Origin of the sequence: Rothia sp. HSID18067, from assembly GCF_003989445.1 — a bacterium.
GTDB lineage: Bacteria > Actinomycetota > Actinomycetes > Actinomycetales > Micrococcaceae > Rothia > Rothia aeria.
In genome coordinates this window covers 90,100-102,885 of sequence record NZ_RBMF01000004.1, presented here as the reverse complement: position 1 = coordinate 102,885, position 12,786 = coordinate 90,100, and the positions used below count along the sequence as shown (strand labels likewise).

Genomic DNA, 12,786 nt, shown 5'->3' with positions numbered 1-12,786 from the left:
CATGCGGTCAATGTGCTTGGGCCTGCATGCCTCGCTTTAAGGTTGTGAGCTTAACCCTATAGTTACCCTTCACGGTGCACCACGGCGTGGGCGAACGAGGTGAGGGCAGCTTTCGCAGTGCTTTCAGGCAGAGGCGCGAGCGCCGCAATCGCACGGTCAGCCCATTCGTAGGCAATCCGCCATGCCTGCTCTGTAACCGGGTGCGCGGCAAGCGCGGACACGGCGGCCCCCAACGCCTCATCAGTACTGAGGTCGGTGTCAATGAGGGCACGCACTTCACGGGCGGATTCATCCCCAGCGTCTGCGGCACGGTCGAGCAGGATGGTGGGCAGGGTCGGCACGCCTTCGCGCAGGTCGGTGCCGCGTGTTTTGCCGGAGGAGGCGCCGTCGCTGACGATATCGATCACGTCATCGGCGAGCTGGAAGGCCACCCCCACGAGTTCACCGTAGCGAGCCATGATCTGCACGGTCTCTTCGCTTGCCCCCGACAGCAGGGAGCCGTACTCCCCCGCCGCGGCGATGAGTGAACCGGTTTTGCCTTCAATGACGGCGATGTAGTGGTCAAGAATGTCTTGGTGTTCGCGCGGTCCGGTTGTTTCGTACAGCTGCCCCAGCACGAGGCGTTCAAAGGTTTGCGCCTGAATTTTCATGGGGCGGGTGCCCAACTCTGAGACGAGCAGTGAGGCGCGGGAGAAGATGAGATCGCCGGTGAGGATAGCAACGGAGTTGCCCCAGATGATTTGTGCGGTGTCTACTCCGCGGCGTTTGGGGGCTTCGTCCATCACGTCGTCATGGTAGAGGGTCGCCAGGTGGGTGAGCTCGACAACCACCGCAGCCTCAGTCACATCGTCGTTAATCTGTCCGTCCACGGCAGCAGCGAGCAGGGTCAGCAGCGGGCGCACGCGTTTACCTCCGGCGAGCAGCAGGTGGCGTGAGGCAACATCCGCAAGCTTATCGGTTTGGGTGATGGCTTCTCCCAGGCGCTCTTCGATACGCGCTAAGGAGGTGAGAATACGCGGCCCAAGCTCGGGGTCTGCCGCGATGAGTTCGAACCCTGCGGGCAGAGTAAAGTCATCTGCCGCCATGAATTCGGTTGCCGCGATGGGCTGTTCTGTGTTGCTTGCGCTCACTGTGCCTTCTCTTATTGATGCTGTGCGTTTGGTGCCGGGTGAGTGGGTGCGCCAAGGTGCAGTGGTCTGCTGACTTGGCCGTAGTATACATTTTGGACTATTTAGTTAGGCTCTGCGAGTTTGAAGCCGCGGTGAATGGCAACGATTCCGCCGGAGAGGTTGCGGTATTTGACGTCTCGCCAGCCTGCGCACGCGAATTCTTGGGCAAGGTCACGCTGGTTAGGCCAGGCAATAATCGACTCCGCAAGGTATTCGTAGGATTCAGGGTTTGAGGAGATAGCGCGCGCTACTGGCGGTATTGCCTGCATAATGTACTTTTTATATACCTTACCGAATGGGGCGAAGGTGGGGGTGGAAAATTCGAGGACGACAATACGCCCGCCGGGTTTGGTGACTCGGTACAGTTCGCGCAAGGCCTTTGGGTAGTCAGCCACGTTGCGCAGCCCGTAGGACATGGTGACCGCGTCGAAGGTGCTGTCGCTGAAGGGGAGGTTGGTGACGTCAGCCTGCACGAACGTCATATCGGGGCGGCGTTTGCGTCCGACCTCCAGCATCCCTTCGGAGAGGTCTGCGGCGATAACATCTACCCCGGCGTCGGCGAAAGGCTCGGAGGATGTGCCGGTTCCGGCGGCAACGTCGAGTATTTTCTGGCCGGGGTGCGCCTCGACGGCAGCGACGGTGTGTTTGCGCCAGCGCAGGTGCTGCCCCAGTGACAGGATGCCGTTCATGAGGTCGTAGCGGTGCGCGACGGTGTCGAACATGGCGGCGATGTCGCCGGTTTTTTTATCAAGGCTCGCGCGGCTTCTGGCGGAGTTGCGGGGCATGGGGTTCTTTTCTGTGGTGCTCACGCCTTCAATTGTGGCATGTTCTACCGCTGGTGGATAGTTGAACACTTTCTGCGAGGAGGCGGAGTGCGTGGGGGTGCGGGGTGTTTTCACCCTTTGACGGCGCGGAACTCATGAATATTCACTGTCTTCGGGGGGCACTTGTTCCCCGCCATTTCGGGCGATTATGCGCATTCAGGATATCCATATCCTGTATTTTCAGTAATTTTATGAATATTTATTATATTATTTGCATTCTTTATCGTTTGGGTGCAGACTAGAGAAAGCCCGATAAACGTCATCCACCTACGGAGAGACCATGACCACCGCTACCAAGAAAACCCTCGCGCTTTTCGCTCTCGCCCCCCTGCTGTTGAGCGGATGCGTCTCAACCGCATCCGACAGCGAAAACGGAGAGGTAAACCTCATCAACAACGGAGTCCTCACCGTCTGCACCAACACCCCCTACATGCCCTTCGAATACGAAGAAAACGGAAAAATCGTAGGTATCGATGCAGATATCGCAAACGCTATCGCCAAAGACCTGGGTGCAGAAGCACAGCTCACCTCCATCAGCTTTGAAGGCCTCGATTCGGGTACCGGGCTCACCAGCGGACAATGCGATATTGCGCTCGGGGGTATCAGCGTAACCGACGAGCGGAAGTCCAAGATGGAATTCACCGATGTCTATTTCGAAGACAACCAGGCAATTCTGGTTCCCAAAAACTCTAAGATCTCCTCCGTCGAAGATCTTAAGAACGCCAAAGTCGGCGCTCAGCAGGCAACCAGCGGCGAATCCTATGCCAAAGAAAAAGGCGCGGACGTTGTGCAGTACGAGGACAACGAACTCATGTTCTCGGCCTTGAAGACCGGTCAGGTGCAGGCCGTCTCGGCAAACCTCTCGGTTATTTCTGAGGCTCTGACCAAAGACCCCGACTCTTTCAAGATCGCCTACCAGACCTCGGAAAATGCCGACCAGATTGCCGGTGCGGTAGCCCCCGAAAAGAAAGCCCTGCTGGATAAAGCAAATAAGACAATTCAGCAGCTCAAGTCCAGCGGCGAACTCGATAAGATCAAGGAAAAGTGGACCAAGACTAAGTCTTCGCCCTCATCCGCATCTTCATCCAGCGCAAACTAACCGCGATTAGCGCGGCGCGCGTTCGTTCGCTAACGTGCGCCGCGCATCCTGAATATCACGATCACCACAGACTACGTTAGTGTAACGATGGCACAGAATAAACTATCTCCCCGCAAAAAACAGGCGATGTTCCGGTACTCCCAGTATGCTCTGCTGGCGGTTATCGCGGTTCTTATTATTGCCCTTGCCGACTGGAAAACGCTTTCCAGCCAGGTATTCAACCTTGAGGTTGCGCAAAAGCAGTTCCCGAACGTTATTACGGTAGCGCTCAAGAATACCCTGATCTACACGGCCCTGGGTTTCGCCGTGGGTCTAAGCCTTGGCCTTATCCTGGCGCTCATGCGTATCTCATCAATCGCACCCTATCGGTGGTTGGCGACAATCTATGTCGAAATTTTCCGTGGCATTCCGGCACTCTTGGTGTTCTTTGCCTTCGGCTACGGCATTCCCCTCGCCTTCAAAATCCGGTTTGTCGATAACCTCATTCCGGTAACACTCTCCCTCGGACTGGTGTCCTCTGCCTATATCAGCGAGGTGCTGCGTGCCGGACTGCAGGCGGTTCCGAAGGGCCAGTACGAGGCGGCGCGGTCGCTGGGCATGTCACACACCCGGGCGATGCTCTCGGTGGTTATTCCGCAGGCATTCCGCATTGTGCTGCCGCCGCTGACGAACGAAGTTATTCTGCTGACTAAGGATTCCTCCCTCGTGTACCTGCTGGGTGTGCAAATCGCGCAGTACGAGCTGGCGAAATTCGGGCGTGAGGGTATTACCGCATCCGGTGCGGGGCTCACCCCGCTGGTGGTCGCAGGCCTGTGCTACCTGATTATTACCGTGCCGCTGGGGCAGCTATCCGCATATTTTGAGAAGCGCACGGGCGCATCACGCAAGTAACCGGTGAAGGAGAACATTACGATGACTGAGACAATGAAGCCGGCACCGGCATCCGTGAGCATTAAGGGCCTCAATAAGTCCTACGGCAAACTACAGGTGCTCAAAGGTATTGATATTGAGGTGGAACCGGGTGAGGTGGTGTGCCTGATCGGCCCTTCCGGTTCAGGTAAATCGACTCTGCTGCGGTGCGTGAACCTGCTTGAAGAGCCTCAGGGCGGAACCATCACCGTGGGCCACACCGAAGTCACCGACCCGGATGTGGATATTAACGCGGTGCGCACCCGCATGGGTATGGTGTTCCAGCAGTTCAACCTGTTCGGGCACCTGAGCGTACTCGATAACTGCACCATAGCGCAGGTGAAGGTGCTGGGGCGCAGCAAGGCAACCGCCGAGCAGGTGGCGCGCGAGCAGCTGGCGAAGGTGGGGCTTGCCGGTAAGGAAAACAGCCTGCCGAGCCAGCTCTCGGGCGGGCAGCAGCAGCGTGTGGCTATCGCACGGGCGCTCTCCATGAACCCCGAGCTGATGCTGTTTGATGAGCCCACCAGTGCCCTCGACCCCGAAATGGTCGGTGATGTGCTCGGCATTATGCGTGAGCTGGCCGACGAGGGGATGACCATGCTCGTGGTCACCCACGAGATGGTGTTCGCCCGGGACGTGGCCGACCGCGTGGTTTTCATGGCTGACGGTGTGGTGGTAGAGGAAGGCCCCGCCGAGCAGGTGATCGGCAACCCGCAGCATGAGCGTACCAAGACTTTCTTAGCGCGTGTGCTGGACCCCACCCACGTTGCTAAAGCGCAGCAGGACACAGCTAAGGATGCTTCCGCCACACAAGCTAAAGCGTAGCGTTCCCCCCGTGAGGCGGCCGGTGCACACCCGCCAAGTATGACGTTAAAGGCGGGGCGGCGAGATCCTTAGCTGTGTTGTAGCCGATGCCTGAGCTTGCGCCGGTAAGCAGAATAACCTGGGGCATTTTTCTCCTTGTATGGGTTGTCTTATGCGTTCTTGATCCGGTTGTATTACCAGCATAGAAAAACATCATTAGCAATTCGCGCCATATGGTTAGCAGTTTACGCCAGATTATGTATCGCTCCCCTGCACACAGCATATGATTTTCCCCGGTTAAACAGTGGCACCCCGGTTTCCAGCAACCGGGGCGCCTCCGCGCTTAAAGGAGTGAATCGAAGAGAGTGAATACTGTTGAGTGAAAGCCTGCGGGCGGGGTGAGTCCGCTAAATTTCATCGAATTCAACAGTGGGTTTCGCATCAGGATGCGACTCACCGGTGAGCATAGTAACCATGAGCGTGGAATCCTCCAGCGCCGTGAGCGAATGCAGCAGGTCCGCCGTCACATGGATCGGCTTGCCGGGCACCAGAATGACGCTCTGGCCTTTCACACGGAAATCAATCTTGCCTTTCAGAGCCTGCACAACCACCGGGTGCACGCTGTGGTGCTCATGCCACGACTGCCCGGCGGCAAGCTCCATGAGGATAAGGTTCCCCCCATCAGCGTCAATAAGCTTCTTAGCCTGCGGCTTATCCTCAAAGGGGGTAAGCTGCTCGGTGAGCTGCGGGAAGATGATGACGCGACCTTCGTGGGTGCCTGCCATGGGTTTACCTTTCGTCGTGTGCGACGGTATTTCTTACGGGGGATAGGCTTTGAGCCCGCCCTCTAAAACACCAATATCGCATGTACAGTGCCAATATTACGCCTCGGTTTTCCACCCCGCAAAATGCTTTCCATCACAAGTATCATGCCCTGTGGCGGCGTGAAAAACCGCGGAAAACTAGTACGACCACACCTTGGTGTACGCTGGACGCGGCCGGTTACGCGGGCGCAGCAGCCCAATCAGTGCAGCCGCGCACCCGGTGCCAACAGCCAACACCATACTGGTGGATGCCACAAACACCCCGCCCGGCAAAGACGACACCGAAACAATCAGGTACAGCACCACCGAGCAGAACCCCAAGAACAGGGTCGCAATCGTCAGAAGCGGCACAATCACCGAGCCAATTGTTCGTTTACCGCCCCTGAACTCTGAGCGGCGGAAATACCGCAGCACCATCAGCCCGATCACCGTCCAAAACGCGGTCACAAAGATAGCGCTCACCACATCCCCCGGGCGGTGCCAGTTATTAATCATGGTCGCCATACCCGTCAGGCAGGTCGCCAACGACCCCAACACCGCAACCGCCGGGCGGAGCGAACGCGGGGCCGCCAAGAAAATAGCCGCACCTGCGGCCGCCGCCAAAGTGGTATGTCCGCTAGGGGCCGAGTTCAGCACCGCCTCCTGAACACCGTAGTTGGGTTTCACCAAAGTATTCTTCAGCAACTGCGTACTCACAGTTGCCGCAGCAGCCGTGAACACGCCCACCACCGCCGACACGAAATGATGCTTCCATATCAGCACCAGCACCAGCCCCACCACGGCCAACGCCACCACCACATACGGCAGGTTATCGAGAGCCTTTAAGGTGGGGCCCTCATAACCGCTGAACTGCTTACCGTATTCGTTCAGGGCGTCCTCATCAAGCTGCTGCCCACGGTAGGTGCCCACAAAAAAATAAAGGCTGGCGACAGCACCCACCGCAAACACAAACAGCGCAAAAAGATGCTGCAGAATAATGCGTGTACCAGGCCGCCCGGTATCGGCGTACCCCTCAGGGGCGGCACCGGGCGCCTGCGGCGGAACCCCATAAGCCACATACCCAGCCGGGCCACCGTACTGCGCATTCGGAGGGTACTGCTGGGGGGCTTGAGCATACTGAGGACTTGAAGAAAACTGGGGATCCGCACTATAGGGAAGATGCTCCGTAGGGTCAGCATCATAAGCGCCAGCCGAATGAGGTGCCGCAGGGTACCCCTGGGCGGGTGTAGGCGGCGAGTGCGGATCAGGCACATGCGGCATCTGCGCCGTACCGGAGGCGCTACGCCGCTGGTACGGGTTACGGGTTGCGCCTATTGTCTCTTCTTCAGCACCTAAAACTTCGGTAGCCTCGGGCACCTCGCCCAAGGGAATCGTTGAATCATCAGGCGCGGTGGAGTCATGAGCCGAGGCGGTATGTGCCGTACTGCGTTTTGCCATGGTGTCCTCCTGGATCAATCGTCAGTACCGCCGCATCTGGGCATTATCAGTCCTAACTATCTCAGGTTAAGCTATGAAAAAGAATAAAATTCTCAACTCAAAGCTGGGAGTTTGCAGGGAATACCCACCCGTGTTAAAGGAGGTCACTGTGCCGTTTTCCCGCGCCATATCAACGCACCACGGCGATTCCAACAGCCCCGGTATCACCCCTTACGGGTTCGTCTCTGAGGGAACACCGCTGCCCCCACTCGAAAAAATCCTTAACACCGCACGCGTTATAAGCGTGGGGATGCGCGTCACATTCCGAGGGGTCACCACCCGGCACAGCACCCTCATCCGCGGCCCCTACGGCTGGGGCGAATTCGCGCCCTTCCCAGAATACGACGACGCCGAAGCCGCGCATTGGTTATCCAGTGCCCTAGAGGCAGCCTACCTGCCGCCCACCGTAACAGTACGCGAGCAGGTGCCGGTCAACGCCACCCTTCCCGCCGTACCCGCCCATCGTGTGCCCGACGTCCTTAATAACTACAACGGCGACATACAGGAACTAAAAATTAAAGTCGCCGAACGCGGACAGACCCTTGACGACGACATCGCCAGGGTCGCCGCCGCCCGCACCGCCCTGCCCAACGCCCGCCTCAAAATAGACGCAAACGCCGGGTGGACACTGCCGCAGGCCTTCACCGCACTCACAGCCCTGAGCGACTACAACCTGCTGTACGCCGAACAGCCCGTAGGCAGCATTAACGACATGAAACAGCTTCGCACCCAACTCGACAATGCGCAGGTTCCGGTTCTCATCGCCGCAGACGAACTCGTACGCAAAGCTGATGACCCGCTCACCGTGGCGCGGGCGAACGCCGCCGACCTGATCGTCGTCAAAGCGGCACCGCTAGGCGGGGTGCGGCGCGCATCCGCTGTCATCGCACAGTCCGGGCTGCCAGCCGTCATCTCCTCCGCGCTCGAAACCTCGGTGGGTATCGCAACGGGTGTGCACCTGGCCGCATCCCTGCCCGAACTGCCCTACGGGTGCGGGCTGGGAACGGTCTCACTCCTGAACACCGATGTGAGCAGCACCCCCCTTGTGGCCGAAAACGGCCGCATACCGGTGCGGCCCGCAGCCCCCGAGGAGGCACGGCTGAAGGCGCTCGCAGCAGACCACGCCACACGCACATGGTGGCTAGAACGCATCAAACGGTGCTGGCGGCTGCTGCACCGCGGATATGTCACAGCCGAGGCCCGGCACGGCCACGAGAATATGGGCGACTAAGGGCACACACAGTCCCACCGTCAACGAGGCAGCATTAGAATAGTCAGGTGACTGAAAACCGCACACCACTCTCTATGCTCAGCGCCATCTCTGTACTTGATTCGCTCATCCGCGCCGGGATGCGCCACATCGTTCTCTCCCCCGGTTCACGCAGCGCACCGCTGGCGTATGCGGTGGCTGCCGCCGAAACCGCGGGCGCGATCGTGGCGCACGTGCGGGTTGATGAACGCACCGCAGGGTTCACCGCACTTGGTATTGCGAAAGCATCCGGGCGGCCGGTGGGGCTGGTATGCACCTCGGGCACGGCACTGGGTGAGTATGTTCCGGCGGTCATGGAGGCGTACCATACGGGGGTTCCGTTGGCCATTATCAGCGCCGACAGGCCCGAAAAGCTGCGGGGTACAGGGGCCAACCAGACCACTTTTCAGCACAACTTGTATGGGCGTTTTGTGCGCGCATCCGCAGATCTGACCCGCTACCCCGAACAGTCCGAAGGGGAACAAACTCAGGCGTTTAAACGGTGCCTGGCGGCTCTGACCGGCAGGGATGCGCACAACTGGTCACGGGCCAGCGACGAGCCGCTGGGCCCCGCCCATATTAACCTGTGCCTCGACTCACCGCTGGTGCCGGACGAGCAGACCGCACGCATCCTGCCGCAGTGGGCGGCTTCACTGACCGAACACACCGACTACGCCGCCGAGGCTCGGCAGCTGGCGGAGCACTTAGGGACAGCCCCCCATGAGGGCCCTGGCACTCTCACAGCGCTGAGCCCCATTGAAGCCGGGTGGCTGGTACAACACAAAACAGCCCAAGCTGAGGCCGCCTGCGGCACCCCTCTGCCTGATACCCCGCAAACCCCCAAAACGGTGGTGGTCGCAGGGGACGGGGCCGGGCCGTTCGCCGCTGAGTTCGCCTCCGCTTTGAACCTGCCGCTTTTTGCGGAGCCCTCTTCCGGTGCGCGCGGCGGGCGCACCTCCATCCCCCACTATGTTGAGCTACTCGGCACGGACGCACGCAGCGAGTTAGGGACACAGATTGAACGGGTGGTACTGTTTGGGCACCCCACGCTCTCACGACCAATCAGTGCCCTGCTGGGGCGGGAAAGCATCCCGCAAGCGTACTACGCGCCGCGTAAAGCCAGCTGGTATGAGCCGGGCGCACGCGCCGCACAGGAAATAGATTTTCCTGCCGATGCAGCTATTTTTGCGCTTAAAGGCGCCGCCGCCGGCAGCGCCGAATGGCTAGAGCAGTGGACGGATGCAGGCACCGCACAATATGCCGAAAACCAGCGCAGGATAGCGCAGTACCATTCACAGAGCGCACCCCACCAGGCAGAACATACCGACCCTGCGGATCGTACCGCCGGGCAGGCCCTAGCGCACCGCCTCTGGGTGCAAAGCGCCGCCGATCATCACGCTCTCGTTGTGGGGTCGTCGAATCTGGTGCGGGACCTTGATAGGGCCGCGCCAGCACTGGGTGAGGCGGGCCCTGCACGTGTGTATGCAAACCGTGGGCTGGCCGGTATTGACGGTACGGTTGCCACCGCTATCGGCATTTCCTTAGCCGGCTACTACCCCACCGGCACCGGCACGGTGGGGGGTGCCGCATCACCGGTACGGCTATTGTGCGGCGACCTCACCTTCCAGCACGACGTGGCGGCGCTTAACCTGCCCGTCACCGAGCTGCTGCCGAACCTTGAGGTGCATGTTTTTGATGATTCGGGCGGCAGTATCTTCAGCACCCTAGAGCACGGCGAACTCGCCCGGCAGGAGCAATTCGCCCGCACAGTAGACCGGTTCTTTACGGTGCGCGCCGCCGAGAACACCGATTTAGAGGCCATGGCCGCCGGGTTCGGCACCGCCTCCGGGGTGCGCGTGAGCATTCACCGCCCCTAACCGGCCCACCCTGGGGCGGGCCGCAGCGGGCGGGCTGCCAGAGTAAACTACCGCTGCCCCGAATGCGCCTTACCGATCGTAATCGGCCCGGTAAAGCCGCTCACATCCGGCTGGGCGGCGGCATCGCTACCGCCGTCAAGGAACGCCAGCCGGTCCAGCAGAATGCGGGTGGTACCCGGCGAGTAGGGCAGCTGGAACATCGAGGCCGTGGTGGAGGGGTTATTCTGGTCAATCGCGGAGGTGCGGATCGCCTTAATAGCGGCCTCCATAGTGTCACGGGCACGCACCACAAAATCCCGGTCAACCGGCTCGCCGCGGCCGGGAACGTAGATGCTGTACCTGTCAAGCTCAGTCAGCGCCCCGATAGTCTCTACCCAGCGATCAGGGTACGAATCGTCAAAGGAGGGGTCGGTGCCCTGTTCCAGCAGGCCGCCCGCGAATAGCACATCTTCAACACCCACCAGCAGGTCGCCTTTGGTGTGCCCCTGCCCCAGGTAGATGAGGGTCGCAGAGCGCTCCCCCAACTCAACGGGAGTGAACGTAATGCCTTCACCATTATGGGCGGTGAGTTTATTCGGCACGATAATATCGGTAGCCGGGCCTTGGTGGTGCGCCATTTCAGGTTCTAAGGTCTCAACATAGGGCCGCTGCGATTCACCATATTTTTCGATAGCTCGCACGGTGCGCGGGTGCGCCCAGAAATCTTCCACACCCATGGCCACGAAAACATCGTTGCCGAAGAAACGCTCGTAGTGGGCGTGAGTATTAACCACGGTAATAGGCAGTCGGGTTAGGCGGCGCACTTCATCATATATTTCGGTGCCTTGACGGGGGCCAGCGCCGGTATCGATCACCAGGGCGGCCTCAAGGCCGAGGATAAGTCCTGTATTTAGACGATAGTTATCCGTTGCAATACGGTACACGCCGTCAGCTAGTTCGATAGTTTGTGCCATAGTTAAACGGTACTTGACCGGGCTAGTTTTTGCGCGAATATGCTGTATTAAGGTTTCGTAACATTTTCTAATGTTCCATTGTATGCCCCGGTTTTTGTGCCGTTAACCTCACGTTTCTTTTTCTCTGAACTACCGTCGAGCTCACACATGCCACGGTCTTTTTATATTGCGCCAGCTCACATATTTATCCCTATTGGAAGTGTTCACCACAGCATATATTCGGTACTGTAAATATCGTTGCATTCCTTTTATTTACGGGCTGCAAAGGGCTATTTTAGGGTACATACTGGGCACAGTGTGAAAGAAATAGAGCACACGGTTTATGCACATCATTATAAATACCGAAAGGCTTCGGCAGCAGACATATTGATATGCAGTATATGCTTCGAGGAAAAACGCATATCAAGTTTATCTTGAATGAAACTTCAACCAGGGGGCGTACAGCGTGCTATTGAAAATTCTGAAAAGTACCGACGCCACCCCTTCACACTGGCGGAGCATATTAACAACACAGCGGGAAAGTACCATAGTGTTATGACCCGTGAACCGCACCTTAACGCCGCACCCGCCACCGTTTCACCGAGCCCCGGCGCACGCCCTGGGGCTGGCCGGTACGCCCCTTCTCCTTCGGGAGACCTGCACTTAGGGAACCTGCGCACCGCGCTTGTGGCATGGATGCTGGCGCGACAGGGAAACCTGCGGTTTGTGATGCGTATCGAAGACCTCGATAGGGTGAAGGAAGGCGCGGCACAGCAGCAGCTGGCGGATTTAGCGTCACTGGGGCTCGATTGGGAGCAGCCGGTGCTGTACCAGAGCACCCGCCGGAACGCGTACCAGCGTGAGTTTGAACGCTTGCAGGCGGCTGGGATGGTGTACGAGTGCTACTGCACGCGGCGTGAGATTCAGCAGGCCGCCACCGCGCCGCATGGGGCCCCGGGCGCATACCCGGGCACCTGCCGGGAGTTATCAGATCAGCAGCGCGCCGAACGTCGCGCACACCGAGCGCCTGCCTACCGTCTGCGCGCCGGGGTGAGCGAGTATACGGTGCACGATATGTTCCGCGGCGACTACACGGCGGCAGTGGATGATGTTGTGCTGGTGCGTAATGACGGCACATTCGCGTATAACCTGGCGGTGGTGGTGGACGATTATTTTCAGGGGGTGACCCAGGTGGTGCGTGGGGATGATCTGCTGTCTTCGGCGCCGCGCCAAGCGTATGTGGCGCATCTTCTGGGGTACCCGCCGGTTACGTATGCGCATGTTCCTCTAGCTCTGAATGAGGAGGGTAAGCGCCTGGCTAAACGCGACGGCGCGGTGACTCTGCCGCAGCTGCGCCAGGCCGGATTTACTGAGACGGATGTGCTGAGCTGGATTGCCGCTTCCATACCCGTCACCGATCCTAAGAAAACGGGCGGGGCGCAGGTGTTTGAAAGCGCGATGCATATTTTACGTTTTTTTGACCCGCAACGGATGAGCTTGGAGCCGTGGACGGTGCGGGACCCGCTTAAAATTTCATGATGCGAAACGACTCATCCCCAAGGCTTTGAAATTTTTTCAGACCCCCACATGTGTTTGTGCGGGTTTTACCCTATCTCGGGAACG

At 59.0% G+C, this 12,786-nt stretch carries 11 protein-coding genes; 6 read left to right on the top strand and 5 right to left on the bottom strand.

Translation table 11 applies throughout. The features are described from left to right. Positions 1-62 precede the first annotated feature (62 nt). Positions 63-1,085, bottom strand: coding sequence for a polyprenyl synthetase family protein (locus tag D8M23_RS10720; protein WP_126854823.1), 1,023 nt, complete (start codon positions 1,083-1,085; stop codon positions 63-65). 146 nt (positions 1,086-1,231) lie between these two features. After that, a complete protein-coding gene (locus D8M23_RS10715; RefSeq protein WP_126854822.1) occupies positions 1,232-1,954 on the bottom strand; it encodes a demethylmenaquinone methyltransferase in 723 nt (240 codons plus the stop codon). 319 nt (positions 1,955-2,273) lie between these two features. Between D8M23_RS10715 and D8M23_RS10710 the strand changes: the two genes are divergently transcribed. From D8M23_RS10710 to D8M23_RS10700, 3 genes are all read left to right on the top strand, one after another. Then, a complete protein-coding gene (locus D8M23_RS10710; protein ID WP_126854760.1) occupies positions 2,274-3,092 on the top strand; it encodes an ABC transporter substrate-binding protein in 819 nt (272 codons plus the stop codon). Between the two features lie 87 nt (positions 3,093-3,179). Continuing rightward, on the top strand, positions 3,180-3,983 hold the full coding sequence (locus D8M23_RS10705) for an amino acid ABC transporter permease (protein ID WP_037288788.1): 804 nt from the start codon (positions 3,180-3,182) through the stop codon (positions 3,981-3,983). 21 nt (positions 3,984-4,004) lie between these two features. Continuing rightward, positions 4,005-4,826 carry an amino acid ABC transporter ATP-binding protein gene (locus D8M23_RS10700; RefSeq protein ID WP_126500460.1) on the top strand — a complete coding sequence of 274 codons (822 nt, stop codon included), beginning with the start codon at positions 4,005-4,007 and terminating at the stop codon, positions 4,824-4,826. 386 nt (positions 4,827-5,212) lie between these two features. Here D8M23_RS10700 and D8M23_RS10695 read toward each other — a convergent pair whose 3' ends face one another. Further along, positions 5,213-5,590, bottom strand: a complete 378-nt coding sequence (locus tag D8M23_RS10695; protein ID WP_006887793.1) for a cupin domain-containing protein — start codon at positions 5,588-5,590, stop codon at positions 5,213-5,215. Positions 5,591-5,767: 177 nt separating this feature from the next. Further along, positions 5,768-7,066 carry a phosphatase PAP2 family protein gene (locus D8M23_RS10690; RefSeq protein ID WP_126854759.1) on the bottom strand — a complete coding sequence of 433 codons (1,299 nt, stop codon included), beginning with the start codon at positions 7,064-7,066 and terminating at the stop codon, positions 5,768-5,770. 148 nt (positions 7,067-7,214) lie between these two features. On the opposite strand from D8M23_RS10690, the gene D8M23_RS10685 reads away from it, so the two are divergent. Continuing rightward, entirely contained in the window at positions 7,215-8,336 is a 1,122-nt protein-coding gene (locus tag D8M23_RS10685; protein WP_238693855.1) for an o-succinylbenzoate synthase, read from the top strand. Positions 8,337-8,383: 47 nt separating this feature from the next. After that, positions 8,384-10,231 (top strand): 2-succinyl-5-enolpyruvyl-6-hydroxy-3-cyclohexene-1-carboxylic-acid synthase, encoded by a 1,848-nt coding sequence (gene menD / locus D8M23_RS10680; protein ID WP_126854758.1) that lies wholly within the window; start codon positions 8,384-8,386, stop codon positions 10,229-10,231. A gap of 47 nt (positions 10,232-10,278) precedes the next feature. On the opposite strand, the gene D8M23_RS10675 is transcribed toward menD, so the two are convergent. Next, positions 10,279-11,184, bottom strand: a complete 906-nt coding sequence (locus tag D8M23_RS10675; protein WP_006887955.1) for an MBL fold metallo-hydrolase — start codon at positions 11,182-11,184, stop codon at positions 10,279-10,281. Positions 11,185-11,718: 534 nt separating this feature from the next. Here D8M23_RS10675 and gluQRS point away from each other — a divergent pair. Continuing rightward, a complete protein-coding gene (gluQRS, locus tag D8M23_RS10670) occupies positions 11,719-12,702 on the top strand; it encodes a tRNA glutamyl-Q(34) synthetase GluQRS (protein WP_126854757.1) in 984 nt (327 codons plus the stop codon). Positions 12,703-12,786: the final 84 nt, after the last annotated feature.